This is a genomic window from Microbacterium sp. MMO-35, from assembly GCF_037147555.1.
Classification (GTDB): Bacteria; Actinomycetota; Actinomycetes; order Actinomycetales; family Microbacteriaceae; genus Microbacterium.
The window spans coordinates 348,370-366,117 of sequence record NZ_JBBCVH010000002.1 but is presented as its reverse complement, the minus strand read 5'-3'; the positions used below and the strand labels follow the sequence as shown (position 1 = coordinate 366,117).

The 17,748-nt window shown below is 70.6% G+C and carries 16 protein-coding genes; 10 read left to right on the top strand and 6 right to left on the bottom strand.

Features of this window, described 5'->3' with window-relative positions; genetic code table 11:
• Window positions 1-6 precede the first annotated feature (6 nt).
• Both lipA and lipB read right to left on the bottom strand, forming a co-directional pair.
• Window positions 7-996 carry a lipoyl synthase gene (gene lipA, locus WFJ01_RS05100; RefSeq protein ID WP_251440821.1) on the bottom strand — a complete coding sequence of 330 codons (990 nt, stop codon included), beginning with the start codon at window positions 994-996 and terminating at the stop codon, window positions 7-9.
• Window positions 993-1,634 (bottom strand): lipoyl(octanoyl) transferase LipB, encoded by a 642-nt coding sequence (gene lipB / locus WFJ01_RS05095; RefSeq protein ID WP_336628388.1) that lies wholly within the window; start codon window positions 1,632-1,634, stop codon window positions 993-995. The genes lipA and lipB overlap by 4 nt, the downstream gene beginning before the upstream one ends.
• 85 nt (window positions 1,635-1,719) lie before the next feature.
• Here lipB and WFJ01_RS05090 point away from each other — a divergent pair, with 85 nt between their 5' ends.
• Both WFJ01_RS05090 and ffh read left to right on the top strand, forming a co-directional pair.
• Window positions 1,720-2,307 (top strand): TetR/AcrR family transcriptional regulator, encoded by a 588-nt coding sequence (locus tag WFJ01_RS05090; RefSeq protein ID WP_292888396.1) that lies wholly within the window; start codon window positions 1,720-1,722, stop codon window positions 2,305-2,307.
• A 46-nt stretch (window positions 2,308-2,353) separates the two neighbouring features.
• The gene (gene ffh, locus WFJ01_RS05085; protein ID WP_292888399.1) at window positions 2,354-3,904 is read left to right on the top strand and encodes a signal recognition particle protein; all 1,551 of its coding nucleotides are present in this window, start codon (window positions 2,354-2,356) and stop codon (window positions 3,902-3,904) included.
• 122 nt (window positions 3,905-4,026) lie between these two features.
• Here ffh and glpK read toward each other — a convergent pair whose 3' ends face one another.
• The 3 genes from glpK to WFJ01_RS05070 form a co-directional block, all read right to left on the bottom strand.
• Window positions 4,027-5,541, bottom strand: coding sequence for a glycerol kinase GlpK (glpK, locus tag WFJ01_RS05080; RefSeq protein ID WP_295034396.1), 1,515 nt, complete (start codon window positions 5,539-5,541; stop codon window positions 4,027-4,029).
• 29 nt (window positions 5,542-5,570) lie between these two features.
• Window positions 5,571-6,326: an MIP/aquaporin family protein gene (locus tag WFJ01_RS05075; RefSeq protein WP_251440775.1), complete on the bottom strand. Its 756-nt coding sequence runs from the start codon at window positions 6,324-6,326 to the stop codon at window positions 5,571-5,573.
• 86 nt (window positions 6,327-6,412) lie between these two features.
• A complete protein-coding gene (locus WFJ01_RS05070; RefSeq protein ID WP_251440760.1) occupies window positions 6,413-8,122 on the bottom strand; it encodes a glycerol-3-phosphate dehydrogenase/oxidase in 1,710 nt (569 codons plus the stop codon).
• Between the two features lie 108 nt (window positions 8,123-8,230).
• Between WFJ01_RS05070 and WFJ01_RS05065 the strand changes: the two genes are divergently transcribed.
• On the top strand, window positions 8,231-9,193 hold the full coding sequence (locus WFJ01_RS05065) for a sugar-binding transcriptional regulator (RefSeq protein WP_336628387.1): 963 nt from the start codon (window positions 8,231-8,233) through the stop codon (window positions 9,191-9,193).
• A gap of 21 nt (window positions 9,194-9,214) precedes the next feature.
• Here the strand turns inward: WFJ01_RS05065 and WFJ01_RS05060 are convergent, their stop codons facing one another.
• A complete protein-coding gene (locus WFJ01_RS05060; RefSeq protein ID WP_336628386.1) occupies window positions 9,215-10,354 on the bottom strand; it encodes a glutamate--cysteine ligase in 1,140 nt (379 codons plus the stop codon).
• A 92-nt stretch (window positions 10,355-10,446) separates the two neighbouring features.
• Here WFJ01_RS05060 and WFJ01_RS05055 point away from each other — a divergent pair, with 92 nt between their 5' ends.
• The 7 genes from WFJ01_RS05055 (at window position 10,447) to WFJ01_RS05025 (ending at window position 17,744) form a co-directional block, all read left to right on the top strand.
• Window positions 10,447-11,109 (top strand): GntR family transcriptional regulator, encoded by a 663-nt coding sequence (locus tag WFJ01_RS05055; RefSeq protein ID WP_336628385.1) that lies wholly within the window; start codon window positions 10,447-10,449, stop codon window positions 11,107-11,109.
• A 220-nt stretch (window positions 11,110-11,329) separates the two neighbouring features.
• Window positions 11,330-12,550 carry an NAD(P)/FAD-dependent oxidoreductase gene (locus WFJ01_RS05050; RefSeq protein ID WP_336628384.1) on the top strand — a complete coding sequence of 407 codons (1,221 nt, stop codon included), beginning with the start codon at window positions 11,330-11,332 and terminating at the stop codon, window positions 12,548-12,550.
• Window positions 12,547-12,792 (top strand): (2Fe-2S)-binding protein, encoded by a 246-nt coding sequence (locus WFJ01_RS05045; RefSeq protein WP_292888423.1) that lies wholly within the window; start codon window positions 12,547-12,549, stop codon window positions 12,790-12,792. Before WFJ01_RS05050 ends, WFJ01_RS05045 begins: the two co-directional genes overlap by 4 nt.
• The gene (locus WFJ01_RS05040) at window positions 12,789-14,147 is read left to right on the top strand and encodes an FAD-dependent oxidoreductase (protein ID WP_336628383.1); all 1,359 of its coding nucleotides are present in this window, start codon (window positions 12,789-12,791) and stop codon (window positions 14,145-14,147) included. Before WFJ01_RS05045 ends, WFJ01_RS05040 begins: the two co-directional genes overlap by 4 nt.
• Window positions 14,148-14,323: 176 nt before the next feature.
• Window positions 14,324-15,256: a dihydrodipicolinate synthase family protein gene (locus WFJ01_RS05035; protein ID WP_251440671.1), complete on the top strand. Its 933-nt coding sequence runs from the start codon at window positions 14,324-14,326 to the stop codon at window positions 15,254-15,256.
• Entirely contained in the window at window positions 15,256-16,257 is a 1,002-nt protein-coding gene (locus WFJ01_RS05030; RefSeq protein ID WP_336628382.1) for a proline racemase family protein, read from the top strand. Before WFJ01_RS05035 ends, WFJ01_RS05030 begins: the two co-directional genes overlap by 1 nt.
• An 8-nt stretch (window positions 16,258-16,265) precedes the next feature.
• On the top strand, window positions 16,266-17,744 hold the full coding sequence (locus tag WFJ01_RS05025) for an aldehyde dehydrogenase family protein (protein WP_336628381.1): 1,479 nt from the start codon (window positions 16,266-16,268) through the stop codon (window positions 17,742-17,744).
• Window positions 17,745-17,748 lie beyond the last annotated feature (4 nt).

The following is a 17,748-nucleotide window of genomic DNA, read 5'->3' as shown; positions in this document are numbered from 1 at the left end:
CGGGTCTCAGACGGCCTGCGCGAAGCCGAGGTCGGCGCCCTCGGCGATGTGCGCGAGGTGAGGCGGGATCTCCCGGCCCTTCGAGATCATCGACTGCGCCCACAGGCGGCCGGCGCGGTAGGACGATCGCACCAGGGGGCCGGCGAGCACGCCGAGGAAGCCGATCCGCTCGGCCTCCTGCTTGAAGGCGACGAATTCGTCCGGCTTGACCCAGCGCGACACCGGAAGGTGCCGCGGCGTCGGACGCAGGTACTGGGTGATGGTGATGATGTCGCAGCCCGCGTCGTGCAGGTCCTGCAGCGCCTGCACGACCTCCTCCGGCTCCTCGCCCATGCCGAGGATGAGGTTCGACTTCGTGATGAGGCCGGCTTCGTGGCCCTGCGTGATCACGTCGAGCGAGCGCTCGTAGCGGAACGCCGGGCGGATCCGCTTGAAGATGCGCGGAACGGTCTCGACGTTGTGCGCGAAGACCTCGGGCCGGGCGTCGAAGATCTGCCCGAGGAACGCCGGATCCGCGTTGTGCTCGTTCGCGAGCAGCTCGACCCCGGTGTTCGGGTTGAGCTCGTGGATCTTGCGCACCGTCTCGGCATTGAGCCACGCGCCGGTGTCGGGCAGGTCGTCCCGGGCGACGCTCGTGACGGTCGCGTAGCGCAGGCCCATCTGCTGCACGCTCTCGGCGACGCGGCGCGGTTCGTCCGTGTCGTAGGCGTCGGGCTTGCCGGTGTCGATCTGGCAGAAGTCGCAGCGTCGTGTGCACTGGGATCCGCCGATGAGGAAGGTCGCCTCCTTGTCCTCCCAGCACTCGAAGATGTTCGGGCAGCCGGCCTCCTGGCACACCGTGTGCAGGCCCTCGTCCTTGACGAGCGAGTGCAGCGCCTTGTACTCCGGCCCCATCCGGGCCTTGGTCTTGATCCACTCCGGCTTGCGCTCGATCGGCGTCTCGGCGTTGCGGATCTCCAGGCGCAGCAGCTTGCGGCCCTCGGGCGCGGCGCTCATGCGGCCACCTCCGTCGCGTACTCGGCGGCGAACGCCGCGGCGACGGCGTCGACGATGTCGGCGGGGGAGGTCTCGCGGCCGACGACCTCGCTCACGGTGGTCACTCCGGCGTCGGTGATGCCGCACGGGATGATCCCGCGGAAGCCCGCGAGGGTGTTGTCGCAGTTGATCGCGAAGCCGTGCATCGTGACGCCCTGCTGCACGCGCACGCCGATCGCCGCCACCTTGTCCTCGCTGAGCGGCCGGCGCACCCATACGCCGCTGCGTCCCTCGACCTGGTATCCGTCGACGCCCAGCGGGCGCAGCACGCCGATGAGCAGTCGCTCCAGCCGGCGTACGTGCGCCACCACGTCCATCGGCTCGGGGAGGCGGACGATCGGATAGCCGACGAGCTGTCCCGGGCCGTGCCAGGTGATCTTGCCGCCGCGGTCGACGTCGACCACCGGCGTGCCGTCCTGCGGGCGCTCCTGGGGCTCGGTGCGCTTGCCGGCGGTATACACGGCCTCGTGCTCCAGCAGCAGGAGCGTGTCAGGGCGCGAACCCGCGACGACGTCGGCGTGGACGCGTCGCTGCAGATCCCACCCCTCGAGGTACGGGACGTAGTCGGGGGCGAGGCCCGCCGTCTGGATGTCGAGCATGACCGATCCTTCTGATCGAGTTGTTGAATGCAGTTCAACAATAGCCCCGAACGGCGGCGGGCGCGTCGCGCGATACGGTGGCGGGGTGAGCATCCCCGCCCGCGGCGTCGGCCGTCCCCGGGTCTCCTCGCGCGAGACGATCGCCGAGGCGGCCTGCGAGCTGTTCCTCGAGTCCGGTTACGAGGGCACCTCGATCGCGGGTATCGCGCAGCGGGCCGGAGTGAGCCGGTCGAGCTTCTTCAATTACTTCTCCTCGAAGAGCGACGTGCTCTGGTCGGGGCTGGACGAGCGCATCGACCGCGCCGTGGCGGCGCTGGCCGAGCCCGGCGCCGGCGAGAGCCCCGCGGCCGTCGCTGCAGTGCTCGCCGCGATCCTGGAAGGACTGGAGCCGGATCCGCTCGCGCTCGCGTTCGGCAACGTCCAGGCGATGGGGCTGGCCGACGAGCTGCAGCGGGAGTCGGCACTGCGTCAGGGCCGGCTCGCCGCAGCCCTGTCCGCGGCTGCGCGGGATGCGGGCGTCGAGCGGATCCGCGCCGACGTGCTGGGCGCCGCCTACGCGGTGGCCGTCCTGTCGTCGTTGCGGGTGTGGGCCGAGGGGGGTGCGGGGCACGGCTCGCCGCTCGCGCAGCTGCAGCACGCCCTGCCGCGGATCACCGACCTGCACTGGGGCTGAGCGCCCTGCGCGGGCGGCGGATCCGCTCGCGTAGAATTGCAGCACCATGGCTACTTTTGGCACGCTCTCCGATCGGCTCACCGAGACCTTCCGCAATCTGCGCACGAAGGGCAAGCTGTCCGCGTCCGATGTGGACGGCACCGTCCGCGAGATCCGCCGCGCACTGCTCGACGCCGACGTCGCGCTGCCGGTCGTCAAGGACTTCACCGCGAAGGTGCGCGAGCGCGCCCTCGGCGACGAGGTCAACAAGGCGCTCAACCCCGCGCAGCAGGTCGTGCAGATCGTCAACGAGGAGCTCATCGCGATCCTCGGCGGCGAGCAGCGCCGACTGGAGTTCGCGAAGAACCCGCCCACGGTCATCATGCTCGCCGGTCTTCAGGGATCCGGCAAGACGACCTTCGCCGGCAAGCTCGCCAAGCAGCTGCAGGGCGAGGGGCACACCCCGCTGCTCGTCGCGGCCGACCTCCAGCGCCCCAACGCCGTGACCCAGCTGACGGTCGTCGCGGAGCAGGCCGGGGCCACCATCTTCGCGCCGGAGCCGGGCAACGGCATCGGCGACCCGGTGCGCGTGGCGCGGGACGGCGTCGAGCACGCCCGCCGCCAGCAGCACGACATCGTCATCATCGACACCGCGGGCCGGCTCGGCGTCGACGCCGAGCTCATGAGGCAGGCGGCGGACATCCGCCGTGCGGTGGACCCGGACGAGGTGCTGTTCGTCATCGACGCGATGATCGGCCAGGACGCGGTGAACACGGCCAAGGCGTTCCAGGACGGCGTCGACTTCACCGGTGTCGTCCTCTCCAAGCTCGACGGCGACGCCCGAGGCGGCGCCGCGCTGTCCGTGGCCTCGATCACCGGACGCCCGATCATGTTCGCCTCCACGGGCGAGCGCCTCGAGGATCTCGAGCCCTTCCACCCCGACCGGATGGCGAGCCGGATCCTCGACCTCGGTGACATCCTGACCCTCATCGAGCAGGCGCAGAATGCGTTCGACGAGGCCGAGGCCCTCAAGGTCGCCGAGAAGCTCGCGACCCAGACCTTCACGCTGGAGGACTTCCTCGAGCAGATGCAGCAGCTGAAGAAGATGGGCTCGATGAAGAAGATGCTCGGGATGCTCCCGGGCATGGGCCAGATGAAGCAGCAGCTCGAGGACTTCGACGAGCGCGAGATCGATCGCACCGAGGCGATCATCCGCTCGATGACCCCGGGGGAGCGGCGCAACCCGAAGGTGCTCAACGGCTCCCGCCGCCTGCGCATCGCGCGCGGTTCCGGCATGACGGTGACCGACGTGAATCAGCTCGTGCAGCGGTTCGAGCAGGCCGCGAAGATGATGAAGACCGTCGCCCGCGGCGGCACCCCGAACATCCCCGGCATGGGATCGGTGCCCGGCATGGGCCGCCCCGGCGCGTCGTCCAAGCGCGGCAAGAAGGGCAAGAGCGCGGGATCGCGCTCCGGCAACCCCGCCAAGCGTGCGGCGGAGAACTCCGGGCTCGCCACGAGCCAGGCGCCGAGCGGCACCGGCTTCGGTCTCGGCGGGCAGAAGGCCCCGTCCGAAGCCGACATGGCGGAGATCCAGAAGCTCTTCGGCAAGAACTGATCGCGGCCGCGGGGCATCGCGAGAAGCCTCGCGCATCGGAGACGAAGAAGCCTCGCGCATCGGAGACGAAAAGGCGGGCCCGGAGGATCGCTCCTCCGGGCCCGCCTTTTCGTCGTGTCAGATCACTTCACGTCTTCGTCGACCCAGTCCATCGACTTGGTGACGGCCTTGTGCCACAGGCGCAGCTGGCGGTCGCGCTCGGCGACGTCCATGCTCGGCTCCCAGCGACGGTCCTCCTGCCAGTTCGCGGACAGGTCGTCCAGACCCGTCCAGAACCCGACGGCGAGGCCCGCGGCGTAGGCGGCGCCCAGAGCCGTGGTCTCCGCGACCACCGGGCGCACGACCGGCACGCCCAGCACATCCGCCTGGAACTGCATGAGAGCGTCGTTCGCGACCATGCCGCCATCGACCTTGAGCTCGGTCAGGTCCACGCCGGCATCGGCGTTGACCGCGTCGAGCACGTCGCGGGTCTGGAAGGCCACGGCCTCCAGCGCCGCGCGGGCGATGTGGTTCTTGTTCGCGTAGCGGGTGAGGCCGACGATCGCACCACGGGCATCCGGACGCCAGTACGGTGCGAACAGACCCGAGAACGCGGGCACGATGTACACGCCGCCGTTGTCCTCGACCTTGTCGGCGAGCTCCTCGACCTGAGGCGCGGAGTCGATGATGCCGAGCTGGTCGCGCAGCCACTGGATCAGGGATCCGGTGACCGCGATCGAGCCCTCGAGCGCGTAGTGCGTCGGGCCGTCGCCGAGCTTGTAGCCGACGGTGGTGAGCAGTCCGTTCTTCGAGTGGACGATCTCCTCGCCCGTGTTGAAGATGAGGAAGCAGCCCGTGCCGTAGGTGTTCTTGCTCTCGCCGGAGTTGAACGCCGCCTGGCCGAAGGTCGCCGCCTGCTGGTCGCCGAGGATGCCCGCGATCGGGGTCTCGCGCAGGAGCGAGGAGTCCTCCGCCGCGCCGTACACCTCGGAGGAGGAGCGGATCGACGGCATCATCGACTTCGGGACGCCGAACGCCTCGAGGATGTCGTCACGCCACTGCAGGGTCTCGAGGTCCATGAACATGGTCCGCGAGGCGTTGGTGACGTCGGTCGCGTGCACGCCGCCGTTCACGCCGCCGGTGAGGTTCCACAGCACCCAGCAGTCGGTCGTGCCGAAGAGCAGGTCTCCGGCCTCGGCCTTCTCGCGCGCTCCCTCGACGTTCTCCAGGATCCACGCGATCTTGGTGCCGGAGAAATAGGTCGCCAGAGGCAGGCCGACGATCGGCTTGAACCGCTCGACGCCGCCGTCCGCCGCGAGGCGGTCGACGATCGGCTGCGTGCGGGTGTCCTGCCAGACGATGGCGTTGTACACCGGCTTGCCGGTGGTCTTGTCCCAGACCACCGCGGTCTCGCGCTGGTTGGTGATGCCGACCGCGGCGATGTCGTGGCGGGTCAGGTGCGCGCGCGTGAGGGCGAGACCGATGACCTCCTGGACGTTTGCCCAGATCTCCGAGGCGTCGTGCTCGACCCAGCCGGCCTGCGGCAGGATCTGCTCGTGCTCCTTCTGACCGGTGGCGATGATGCTGCCCTTGCGGTCGAAGATGATGGCGCGGCTCGAGGTCGTGCCCTGGTCGATGGCGATGACGTAGTCAGCCATGTGCTGTTCTCCTTTGAATCAGGGTCGGGTTACTTCACGAGGTGCAGCAGCACCGGTGCGAGGAGCGCGGCGAGGACGCCGCCGATGAGCGGGCCCACGACGGGCACCCAGGAGTAGGCCCAGTCGCTCGAGCCCTTGCCCTTGATCGGCAGGATCGCGTGCGCGATGCGCGGGCCGAGGTCACGGGCGGGGTTGATCGCGTAGCCGGTCGGACCACCGAGGGAGGCGCCGATCGCGACCACGAGGAGGGCGACCGGGAGCGCCGTGAGCGGGCCGAGGCCTCCGGGCGTGCCGACCTTGACGTCGCCGTAGTCCGCGAAGGCGAAGATCACGAAGACGAGGACGAACGTGCCGATGATCTCGGTCACGAGGTTCCAGCCGTAGGAGCGGATCGCCGGGCCGGTCGAGAAGACGCCGAGCTTGTTGGCCGGGTCGGGCTCGTCATCGAAGTGCTGCTTGTAGGCGAGCCAGCACAGGACGGCGCCGATGATGGCACCGAGCAGCTCCGCGCCGGTGGCGACGAGGAACATCGTGAAGGTGATCTTGCCGGCGACCAGCAGGCCGATTCCGACAGCCGGGTTCAGGATGGCACCCGAGTACGCCGAGACGAGCACACCGGCGAAGACCGCCAGGCCCCATCCCCAGTTGACCATGAGGAATCCGCCGCCGTTGCCCTTGTTCTTGGCGAGGGCGACGTTCGCGACGACGCCGCAGCCGAGCAGCAGCAGCATCGCCGTTCCGACCAGTTCGGACAGGAAGTACAGTCCGAGATTCGGTTCAGTCATGTCTCCATTGACCTTTCGCAGACATCGGCCCCTCTGCCGATGCGGTGTTCGAGATGGACGCCGATGAGGGCGGCGGTGGAACCCCGTTACCCGTGGGTGCGGGCGGTGAGGGAAAGTCCGTGCCGGGTGTTGAGCAGCTCCCGGGTCAGGTCGATCTCGCGCGCGGTCCTGGCGCGATCCCAGCCCTTCAGCGGAGCCAGGGCCTCGGCGACCTCCTCGAGGATCTCCTCGGTGACGTCGCCCGTGAAGGCGAGGCTGGTGCGGCGCAGGATGACGTCCTCGAGGCGCACGATCAGCTCGTTCTGCACCATCCACTCCAGCTCACGGGTGGACAGCTGCCCGGCCGCGAGGGGCGCATCGGGACCCTGCTCGACGTACTGCCACACGTCCGCGGCTCGGGTGCCGTAGCGCTTGAGCAGCAGCTCGGCGCGCTCTCCGGCGCCCGCGAGGTGCGCCGAGATCCAGGCGGCACGAGCGGCATCGTTCTGCGGGTAGTCCTTGCCGCCGCCGATCGCCCGTCCCAGCGTCGAGACGACGCGGGTGCGGCCCAGCAGCTCGAGGATCTTGTCCGAGAGCGACTCGCCAAGGGCGCGGAACGTCGTCCACTTGCCGCCCACCAGGCTGAGGTGGGGAACGGCGTGGCTGTCGTCCACCTCGACGCGGTAGTCGCGCGAGACGAACCCCGGTGCCGTGTCCTCATGGCGGGGGAGGGGACGGATCCCGCTGAACCGGTAGACGATCTGGTCCCGGTTCACGTCGATGCTCGGGAACACGTGGTGCACGAGGTCGAAGAAGTAGTCGATCTCCTCCTCGGTGCACAGCGGCACCTCGCGCGGGTCGGCGTCGATGTCCGTCGTGCCGACCATGACCTTGCCCTTGAGCGGGTAGATGAGCACGATGCGACCGTCGGAATGCTCGAAGAAGATCTCACGGCCGCGGGTGGCGGCGAGCAGTTCGGGGTTGTCCAGCACGATGTGCGAGCCCTTGGTGCCGCCCATGAAGCGGGTCAGCTCGCCCATGGCCTCGTTCGTGAGGTCCGTCCACGGGCCGGAGGTGTTGACGACGACGTCCGCGGCGATGGGGAACTCCGTGCCGCTCTCGCGATCGCGCACGAGCACGGCGTCGCCGTCGTGGCCGATCGCCTCGACGTAGTTGAGCGCGTGGGCGCCGGGGTGCGCGGCGCGGCCGTCCTGCAGCACGTCCAGAGCCAGTCGCTCGGGGTCGTGCATCGAGGCGTCGTAGTAGGTCGCCGTGTACTTGATCTTCGGATCCATCGCGGGAAGCTCGGCGAGCGACTTCTTGCGGCCGAGGAACTTGTGCCGCGGAACCATTCCGCCGTCGCGCGAGAACGTGTCGTAGATGGTCAGGCCCATCTTGATGAGGAAGGCCCCGCGCTCCTGCGGCTTGCCGGACTTGTGGGTGAGGAAGCGCAGCGGTGCGGACAGGATCCCGGAGAAGGTCGAGTAGATCGGGATCGTGGTCTCGAGCGGCTTGACGTAGTGCGGCGCGATCCTGATCAGGCCGTTGCGCTCCGTCACCGACTCCTTGACGAGGCGGAACTCGCCGTTCTCCAGGTAGCGGATGCCGCCGTGGATCATGTGGCTGGAGGCCGAGGACGCGCCGGATGCGAAGTCGCCGCGCTCGACGAGGACGACGTCGACGCCCTGCAGGGCGAGATCGCGGAAGGTGGAGATGCCGTTGATCCCTCCGCCGATCACCAGCACCGTGGTGCGTCCTGCCTCGCGCACCTCGGTCACCTCAGGGCGTTCCGCGGCGTTGTGGATGTGATCGGTCATCATCGTCTCCTTCCCGATTTCTCACAGCATTCCCCCAGCCGCCCTTATGGTCAAGCAAGCTGCACGAATGTGCAAGAATCGCCTGAATCGATATGTAAAGGGTCCGAAATGTCTGAACGGAAGCGCCAGTCGAAGGCCGTCGCGGCTCTCACGGCCGCCCGCCTGTACTACCTGCAGGACAAGACGATGGACGTGATCGCCGACGAGCTCGGCACATCGCGATCCTCCGTGTCACGCCTGCTGAGCTACGCGCGCGAGGTGGGACTCGTCGACATCAGGATCAACTCTCCGCTCGAGCACGCCGGCGAGCTCGAGCAGCAGTTGCACGACCGGCTGCAGGTGACCGCGCACGTGGTGCCGATGCCCGAGAGCGTGACCGAGGTGGAGCGGTTGGAGCGCGTGGCGCTCACCGCAGGGCGGCTGCTCACCCAGGTCATCGACTCGAACATGGTCGTCGGCCTGGCGTGGGGCTCCACGATCAGCGCGGTCAGCCGCGAGCTCGGACAGAAGGAGACGCGGGGCACGACGATCGTGCAGCTCAACGGCGCGGGCAACACGCTGACCAGTGGGGTGGAGTACTCCAGTGAGATCCTGCAGCGCTTCGGCTCGGCGTTCGGAGCGCAGGTGCAGCAGTTCCCCGTGCCGGCGTTCTTCGACGACCCGCGCACGCGGGAGGCGATGTGGCGCGAGCGCAGCACGCTGCGCGTGCTCGACCTGCAGGCGAAGATGGATCTCGCGGTGTTCAGCGTGGGCTCGCCGAGTGCGGAGGTGCCGAGCCGCGTGTACGTGGGCGGCTATCTCGGCCGGGACGACTACCGGAGCCTGCGCGAGGATCGGGCGATCGGCGATGTCGCGACCGTCTTCTTCCGTGCGGACGGCACCTGGAAGGACATCGCCGTGAACGCCCGGGCGACGGGTCCGGGACTGGACCGGCTGCGCCGCGTCGCCCGGCGCTTCTGCGTCGTCGCCGGCGCCCAGAAGCTGCCGTCGCTGCGCGCGGCGATCGGGGCTCGACTGGTGACCGACGTCGTGCTGGACGAGGGGCTCGCCCGGCAGCTCGTGGAGGGGTGAGGCGGCACGGGGGCCCGGGGGTCAGAGAGTCTCGGGTCCGGAGCGGAATTCGCGGATGAGGTGATCGACCACCTCGTGCAGGTCGCCACCGGTCGCGTCGGCGACCGCCACCTGTCGCTCGTAGCTCGCACCGCCCTCGAGGATGTCGGACACGCCGGCGAACTCTGCGGAGCACTGCAGATCGGCCGCGATGGGAGCGAGCCGGTCGAGCTCATCCGCGAGGTGCGCGCGCACGGAGCGCTGTGCGCCGCCGGGGGCGATGATCACCTCGGCGTCGAGACCGTAGCGCGCCGCGCGCCACTTGTTCTCGCGGTGGAACCACGGCGCCAGCACGGGAAGGACGCGTCCTTCGTCGAGATCGCGGGAGAACGACTCCACCAGCACCTGAGTGAGCGCAGCCACGGCCGCGAGCTCGTGCAGCGTGGACATCCCGTCGCAGGCGCGCACCTCGATGGTGCCCCAGCGCGGCGCGGGGCGGATGTCCCAGCGCACCTCGGTCGCGTCGGACATCACGCCGGTGCCGGCCATGTCGTCGAGGTACGCCTCGTACGCGGCCCAGTCGGGGAGCGGCCAGGGGAGCCCCGCGGTGGGGAGCTGCTGGAACACGAGCGCGCGGTTCGAGGCGTAGCCGGTGCGCTCGCCGGCCCAGAACGGGCTGGATGCGGCGAGGGCCTGGAGGTGGGGCAGATAGGAGGTGAGCGCGCCGATGATCGGCAGCACCTTGGCGCGGTCCTCCACCCCGACGTGCACGTGGATGCCCCAGATCATCATGTTGCGACCCCACCACTGGGTCTTCTCGATGAGCGAGTGGTAGCGCGTCTTGTCCGTGACCTGCTGGTCGTACCACTGCGCGAACGGGTGGCTCCCGGCGGACAGCAGCTCGATGCCCGCCGGATCGGTCGCGGCCCGGACGGCGGCGATCGCGGCGGCGATGTCGCCGACCGCGGCGGACACGCTGGATCCGACCCCGCTCGTCACCTCGATCGTGTTCGTCAGCAGTTCCCCGGTGACGGTGTGCCGTTCGTCCGCGCTCGCCTGCTCCAGCTCCTGCAGCAGCTCGGGGGCTCGGCCCACGAGATCACCCGATGCCGGGTCGGCGAGCATGAGCTCCCACTCCAGGCCCACGGTGGAACGCCGCGAGGAGGCGAACTCGATCGGCATGGGACCTCGATTCGGGAGGGGAGATCGTCGGCCAATGATCGCACGCCCGGCGCTAGCATGTGCCGTATGACGTTTTGCGACGGGTTCAGGGCATGAGCGCCGGGTCCATTCTGGTGCCTGCCGAGAGTCTGCGCGAGCAGGTCGAGCGCATGATCGCCGCACGGATCGTGTCGGGGGAGACGCCGCCGGGGGAGGTGCTCACGGTTCCCACTCTCGCCGGTGATTTCGGGGTGAGTGCGACGCCGGTGCGCGAGGCGATGCTCAATCTCGCCCGCCGCGGCTTCCTCCGCCCGATCCGCAATCGCGGCTTCCAGGTCACGGAGGTGTCGCCGGAGGAGCTGAATCAGCTCACCGACGTGCGTCTGCTGCTGGAGGCGCCGCCCATGCGCCGGATCGCCGGCACGGTCGGTGCGCCGTTGGAGTCGGAGCTGCGCGCGCTGGCGGATCGGATCGTCGCCGCGGCGAAGGACCGGCAGTTCGAGGAGTACCTGGAGGCGGACACGGCTTTCCACCTCCGGATCCTCGCCGTGACCGGCAACCAGAAACTGGTCGAGACCGTCCGGGAGCTCCGTCAGCAGACGCGGCTGGTCGGGCTCGTCCAGCTGGCGGACTCCGACACGCTCGTGTCCACCGCGCGGGAGCACGCCGAACTCGTCGACCTCCTGGTCGCGGGTGACGGCGAGGGCGCCGAGCAGCTGATGCGCCGGCACATCGGACATGTGGGCGGCGTCTGGAGCGGGCACGAGGAGCACTGAGAGTCCTGCAGGCAGGACCGGTCCTTCCGGCTCGGACGCCGAGTAGGTAATATGTCACGTGTTATAGATCACTCTTGCGGTCACGCAGCCAGGAGATCCGCCATGCACATTCGACGCTCATCGCACCTCCGTCCTGCTCGGCGACGCGACGGATGAGGACGAAGATGTCACCCCGGACGCCGGGGTCCGTGCTCCGCTCGGCAGCGGGGAGGAAGCGCGGATGAAGGTCGTCGTGATCGGCGCCGGAGCCATCGGCGCGGCGTGCACGCTGGCCCTGGCCGAAGCGGGCGCCGAGGTGGTCGTCATCGATCGCGCAGGGGTGGCGGGGGAGACCTCGAGCCGTTGCGAGGGCAACATCCTGGTCTCGGACAAGGAGCCAGGACCCGAGGCGGAGCTGGCGATCGAGGCGAACCGAGCATGGCGGACGCTCGCGGAACGGCTCGACGCCGAGCGGGTCCCCGGCCAGCCGGCGACGGAGTTCGAGGCGAAGGGCGGCATCGTCGTCGCGTTCGGCGCCGGCGCCGAGGCGCTGCGATCCTTCGCCCTCTCGCAGCGCGCCATCGGCATCCGCTCCGACGCGCTCGATGCGCGGGCACTTCGCGAAGCGGAGCCGCACCTCAGCCCCGAGATCGCGTTCGGGATGCACTACCCGGACGACGCGCAGGTCCAGCCGAGTCTCGCGACGCAGGCCATGCTGGCGCGCGCCGTGCACCTCGGCGCCCGCCTGGTGGTCGACGAGGTCGTCGCCGGCGTCGTCGTGGCCGGCCGTGCTTCAGGGGTGCGCACCCGCGCCGGCGCGATCGAGGCAGACGCCGTCGTGAACTGCGCGGGTCCCTGGTCGGGTGAGGCGGCGGCGCTGTTCGGCAGCATCCTGGACATCCGGCCGCGCCGCGGCACCATCCTGGTCACCGCGGCGATGCCGCAGCGGGTTTTCCACAAGGTCTACGACGCGGACTACGTCGGCGCCGTCGGATCCGGGGACGCTGCGCTGCAGACGTCCACCGTCGTCGAGTCGACGCCGTCGGGCACGGTGCTCATCGGATCCAGTCGCGAGCGCGTCGGCTTCTCCGACAAGGGGCTGCTCGCCCCGTTGTCGGAGATCGCGGCGAAGGCGCAGCGCGTGTTCCCCTTCCTGCGCGACACCATGCTGCTGCGGACCTATCACGGGTTCCGGCCGTATGCGCCGGACCACCTCCCCGCGATCGGCGCGGACGCCACGGTCGCCGGGCTGTTCCATGCGGCCGGCCACGAGGGGGCGGGCATCGGCCTCGCCCCGACGACGGGCGCCCTCATCGCCCACGCCCTGCTCGGCACGCCGGCCCCTCTGGACCCGACGCCCTTCCTGCCCGTGCGGGCGACGCTGCAGGGGGCGGACGGCCGGGGTTCCGACGGCCGGGGTGCGCAGCCGGATGCGCGGCACGGGAAGGGGGTCGCGGCATGAGCGTGCGGATCACGGTCGACGGGGTCGACCTGGAGGGACGGGACGGGCAGACGATCGCGGGCGTCCTGCTCGGCGCGGGGCGACGCACCTGGCGCACCACGGCGGGTCAGGAGCGCGGCATCTTCTGCGGGATGGGCATCTGCCAGGACTGCGTGCTCACGGTCAACGGCGTCGAGGGCGTGCGCGCCTGCCAGCGCGCGGCGTGCGACGGCGACGTCGTCGAGCGGGAGGCCCGGGCATGACGTCGCGACGCGTGGTCGTGATCGGCGCGGGGCCCGCCGGTCTCTCGGCCGCCGCTGCGGCCCTCTCCGCGGGGGCGGAGGTCACCCTGCTGGACGAGGGCGAGCGCATCGGCGGGCAGTTCTGGCGCCATCATCCGGAGCTCACGGATCCGCGTCTGCAGCACCAGACCGGCCGGTTCCGTCGACTGCAGGACGAGATCGCGGCAGCCAGGGTCGTCTCCTCGGCCGTGGTGTGGCGGATCGAGCCCGGGGCGCCCGTGCGCGTGCACGTCCTCATCGGCCCCGCGGATGCCGCGCAGCGGCGGGGCGAGACGATCGAGGCCGACGCCCTCGTGATCGCCACGGGGGCGCACGACCGGGTGCTGCCGGTGCCGGGCTGGACGCTTCCCGGGGTCACCTCGGCGGGCGCGGCGCAGGCGCTCGCCAAGCGGGACGGCGCACGGCTCGGATCCCGCACCGTCGTGGCGGGCGCTGGCCCTTTCCTGCTGCCCGTGGCGCAGAGCATCGGCCTCGTCGGCGGTGAGGTCGCCGAGATCGTGGAGGCGGCGGCACCCGGCGCCGTGCTGAGGGGCTGGGGGCGGCGTCCCTGGGAGCTCGCGGCCGCCACGGCGAAGGCGGGGGAGCTCGCCTCCTATCTCGGATCCCTCGCGGCGCGGCGCACGCCGTACCGATTCGGCGCGGCGGTCACCCGCATCCACGGCGGCTCCGCCGTCGAGGCCGTCACGGTGCAGCGGATCGACGCCGACTGGCGCCCGGTGGAGGGCACGGCGCGCACCGTGGAGTGCGACTCGGTCGCGCTCGGTCACGGCTTCACGCCCCGGCTCGAGGCGGCGATCCAGGCGGGCTGCGAGATCGCGCCCGACCGTTTCGTGCGGGTCGGTTCGCAGCAGGAGACGAGCGCGGTCGGCGTGTACGCCGCCGGCGAGATCACCGGCATCGGCGGTGCCGATGCGGCTCTCGCCGAGGGTGCGGTCGCGGGGCTCGCGGCGGCGGGCGTCGCCCCCGCCGATCTCCGATACCGCCGCCCGCTCGCCGAGCGTCGCCGGATGCGCGCATTCGCCGGCAGGCTGGCGACCCATCGGATCGGGGCGGGCTGGACGGGCTGGCTGGATGCGCAGACCGTCGTCTGCCGGTGCGAGTCGGTGCGCAGGAGCGCGCTCGACGGGTTCGCCGGCGCGTCGTCGCGCGCCGTGCGTCTGGCGACGCGGGTCGGGCTCGGCGCCTGCCAGGGGCGCACCTGCGGACGCAGCGTGGAGGAGATCGTCGGCGAGACGGTGGGGTTCGATCGGCGCCCCGTGCTCGGCTCGGTCCGCGTCGGCGAGCTCGCTGCGATCCGGCCCGAGAACGGGGCCTGACGGGGCCAGGCCCCTTGATATCGGCAGGTAGTGGGTGATATGTTACGTATTACCGAGGACGAAGTCGTCCTCGGTGCGACTTCCGGTCGGACGTCACGGCGACAGCCGGGACGGTTCCCGGATCCTGGACGAGAATCGGCCCTGAGCGGCCACGAGCAGAGAGCACGGACAACGCAATGACTGAGCAGACCATGGATCTCGGGGGCGTCGTCGTCGCCACGACGCTGGCCTTCACCGAGGACGCCGCGGCCCCGGCGGGGCTCGCCGTGGACTACGACAGGTTCGGCGAGCACGTCGACTTCCTCATGTCGAACGGTTGCCGGGGCGTCGGCCCGAACGGCTCGCTCGGGGAGTACTCGTCGCTCACCGACGAGGAGCGGCGCAAGGTCATCCAGGTCGCGGTCGACGCGGTCGACGGGCGGGGCATCGTCATCGCCGGTGTGCACGGCGTGGGGAGCCACCAGGCGCGGAAGTGGGCGGAGCTCGCCCGGGAGGACGGTGCGGACGGCGTGCTGCTGCTGCCGCCGACCCTCTACCGCGCCAACGAGGGCGAGGTGGTCGCGCACTTCGCCGAGGTCGCGAAGGCGGGTCTGCCGATCATGGCGTACAACAACCCCTACGACACCAAGGTCGATCTGGTGCCGTCGCTGGTCGCCAAGCTCGCCGACATCCCCGAGGTCGTCGCGATCAAGGAGTTCTCCGGCGACGTGCGACGCGTCTACGAGATCAAGGAGCTCTGCGACATCGACATCATCGCGGGCGCCGACGACGTGCTCTTCGAACTCATGGTCAACGGAGCGGTCGGCTGGTTCGCGGGGTACCCGAACGCCTTCCCGCGCGAGGCGGTGGAGCTCTACAACCTCTGCAGGGACGGCGAATGGCACCAGGCGAGGTCGCTGTACGAGCAGCTCGTCGCGGTGTTCCGCTGGGATTCGCGTACCGAGTTCGTGCAGGCGATCAAGCTCTCCATGGACATCTGCGGCAACTCCTACGGCGGCCCCACGCGGCCGCCGCGCGGCCCGCTGAGCGCGGAGCAGCACGCGCAGGTGACCGCCGACACCGAGCGGGCTCTCGCTGCCCTCGCCGCCCGCCGCGCGGTGGTCGCCTGATGCGCACGAGCCGCATCCTGCACGCGGTGGACGCGCACACCGAGGGCATGCCGGTGCGGGTCATCACCGGAGGAGTGGGGCGCATCCCCGGCGAGACCATGGGGGAGCGGCGGATCCACGCGATCGAGCATCTCGACGGTCTCCGCCGCCTCCTCATGAACGAGCCGCGCGGGCATGCGGCGATGTCCGGTGCGCTGCTGCAGCCGCCGGCCCGCGAGGACGCCGACTGGGGTGTGGTCTTCATCGAGTCCTCGGGGTTCCTCGCGATGTGCGGGCACGGCACGATCGGGGTCGCCACCGTCCTCGTCGAGACCGGCATGGTCGAGGTCACCGAACCTGTCACGGAGATCCGGCTCGACGTGCCCGCAGGGCTGGTGATCGCACGCGTCGCGGTCGAGAACGGCCGGGCGACCGCCGTCACCATCGAGAACGTGCCCAGCTGGGTGGAACGGCTGGACGAACGGATCGACGTGCCGGGCTACGGCGAGATCGGATACTCGGTCGCCTTCGGCGGCAACTTCTACGCGCTCGTCTCGCTCGACGACGTCGGCCTGCCGTTCGATCGCGCGCACAAGGACGAGATCCTCCGCTGCGGCCTGTCGATCATGGACGCGATCAACGCGCAGCGGCCCCCGCACCACCCGGAGATCGACGGCACGGACCACGTGCATCACGTCGAGTTCATCGCGCCGGGATCGGACGCGGTGCGGTCACGGCACGCGATGGCCATCCACCCCGGCATGTTCGATCGCTCGCCCTGCGGGACGGGCACGAGCGCGCGGATGGCCGAGCTGCACGCGCGCGGCGAGCTCGCGCTGGACACCCCGTTCGTGAACGAGTCCTTCATCGGCACGGAGTTCACCGGACGGCTGATCGGCGAGACGACCGTCGGCGGACGCCCCGCCGTCATCCCCACGATCACCGGGCGCGCCTGGATCACCGGCACCGCCCAGTACATGCTCGACGAGAACGATCCGTTCCCCGAGGGCTTCGTCTTCTAGGAGGACAGATGACCGACAGCACGATCGCCGTGTCCGAGACCGCGGCACGCGCCGCGGGCGCCGCCGGGCCGTATGCGGTCACCTCTCCGCGCGAGCGCGCCGCAGCTCTCGTGGCCGCGGCCGACGCACTCGATGCCCACGCCGCCGAACTCGTCGCCATCGCGATGAGGGAGACCGGACTCACCGAGCCGCGCCTGACCGGCGAGGTGCGGCGCACCACGGGGCAGCTGCGGCTCTTCGCCGACACCATCGTCTGTGGCGCCTACCTGGACGTGCGGATCGACGACGCGGATCCGGACTATGTGATCGGCGCGCGACCCGATGTGCGTCGCGTGCTCGAACCGGTCGGGCCCGTGCTGAACTTCGCCGCGTCGAACTTCCCGTTCGCGTTCTCGGTCGCCGGCGGGGACTCGGCGGCGGCGCTGGCCGCGGGGTGCCCGGTCATCGTGAAGGCGCACTCGGGACACCCGGAGCTGTCCCGGCGGACCGCGGCGATCGTCGCGGAGGCGCTCGAGGGGGCGGGAATGCCGTCGGGCGTGTTCCAGCTCATCGAGGGGCAGCAGAACGGCGTCGAGCTGCTGCAGGACGAGCGGATCCGCGCCGGCGCGTTCACGGGCTCCACGCACGTCGGCCGCCTGCTCGCCGACATCGCCGCCGCGCGGCCTCGTCCCATCCCGTTCTTCGGCGAGCTCGGCAGTGTGAACCCGGTGTACGCCACGTACGTCGACGAGACGCTGCTGCAGGGTTTCGTCGCCTCCGTCGCGGGTTCCGCGGGGCAGCTGTGCACGAAGCCCGGCTTCCTCTTCGTGCCCGCGGACGCCGACCTCTCCGCGGTCTCACCCGCGGCCGACCTCGTCGCCGAGCACCGGCTGCTGAACCCGGGCATCGGCCGCGCGTTCGAGGGACGCCGTGCCGCGGTGCTCGCCGCGGACGGCGCCACGGTGCTGGCGGCCGGGGGGATCCGCGAGGACGAGGACGGTCAGCGGCACGCGACGCCGACGGTCGTGGCGGTGGACCTGGACACGCTCCACACCCACCGCGACGAACTGCTCGAGGAGTCCTTCGGGCCGTTGTCGGTGATCGTGCGCTACGAGGGCGTCGCGGATCTGCCTGCGGTGCATCGCGAGCTGTTCCCGGGCAACCTCACCTCCACCGTGCACGCGCGCCCGGCGGAGCTGACGGACGGCTCCCTGGATGCGCTCGTCGACGCCCTCGCCGAGACGAGCGGCCGGGTGCTGTTCGGCGGCTGGCCCACCGGGGTCTCCGTCACTCCGGCGATGCAGCACGGCGGGCCGTATCCGGCGACGACGACCGATGCGACCAGCGTCGGCACCGCGGGAATCACCCGGTTCCTGCGCGGCGTGGCCTATCAGAACGCGCCTCAGGAGCTGCTTCCTCCACCGCTGCGGGACGACAATCCGTGGCGCGTGCCGCAGCAGCGCAGCGCTGCAGGCCGTTCCACCGAGTGGGGAGCTCTCGCGCGCTGAGCGC

Excerpts from the sequence above, each read along its gene's own strand:
- lipA (WP_251440821.1), bottom strand. The coding sequence starts at position 996 with ATGAGCGCCGCGCCCGAGGGCCGCAAGCTGCTGCGCCTGGAGATCCGC.
- lipB (WP_336628388.1), bottom strand. The coding sequence starts at position 1,634 with ATGCTCGACATCCAGACGGCGGGCCTCGCCCCCGACTACGTCCCGTAC.
- ffh (WP_292888399.1), top strand. The coding sequence starts at position 2,354 with ATGGCTACTTTTGGCACGCTCTCCGATCGGCTCACCGAGACCTTCCGC.
- glpK (WP_295034396.1), bottom strand. The coding sequence starts at position 5,541 with ATGGCTGACTACGTCATCGCCATCGACCAGGGCACGACCTCGAGCCGC.
- WFJ01_RS05075 (WP_251440775.1), bottom strand. The coding sequence starts at position 6,326 with ATGACTGAACCGAATCTCGGACTGTACTTCCTGTCCGAACTGGTCGGA.
- WFJ01_RS05070 (WP_251440760.1), bottom strand. The coding sequence starts at position 8,122 with ATGACCGATCACATCCACAACGCCGCGGAACGCCCTGAGGTGACCGAG.
- WFJ01_RS05065 (WP_336628387.1), top strand. The coding sequence starts at position 8,231 with ATGTCTGAACGGAAGCGCCAGTCGAAGGCCGTCGCGGCTCTCACGGCC.
- WFJ01_RS05060 (WP_336628386.1), bottom strand. The coding sequence starts at position 10,354 with ATGCCGATCGAGTTCGCCTCCTCGCGGCGTTCCACCGTGGGCCTGGAG.
- WFJ01_RS05055 (WP_336628385.1), top strand. The coding sequence starts at position 10,447 with ATGAGCGCCGGGTCCATTCTGGTGCCTGCCGAGAGTCTGCGCGAGCAG.
- WFJ01_RS05050 (WP_336628384.1), top strand. The coding sequence starts at position 11,330 with ATGAAGGTCGTCGTGATCGGCGCCGGAGCCATCGGCGCGGCGTGCACG.
- WFJ01_RS05045 (WP_292888423.1), top strand. The coding sequence starts at position 12,547 with ATGAGCGTGCGGATCACGGTCGACGGGGTCGACCTGGAGGGACGGGAC.
- WFJ01_RS05040 (WP_336628383.1), top strand. The coding sequence starts at position 12,789 with ATGACGTCGCGACGCGTGGTCGTGATCGGCGCGGGGCCCGCCGGTCTC.
- WFJ01_RS05035 (WP_251440671.1), top strand. The coding sequence starts at position 14,324 with ATGACTGAGCAGACCATGGATCTCGGGGGCGTCGTCGTCGCCACGACG.
- WFJ01_RS05030 (WP_336628382.1), top strand. The coding sequence starts at position 15,256 with ATGCGCACGAGCCGCATCCTGCACGCGGTGGACGCGCACACCGAGGGC.
- WFJ01_RS05025 (WP_336628381.1), top strand. The coding sequence starts at position 16,266 with ATGACCGACAGCACGATCGCCGTGTCCGAGACCGCGGCACGCGCCGCG.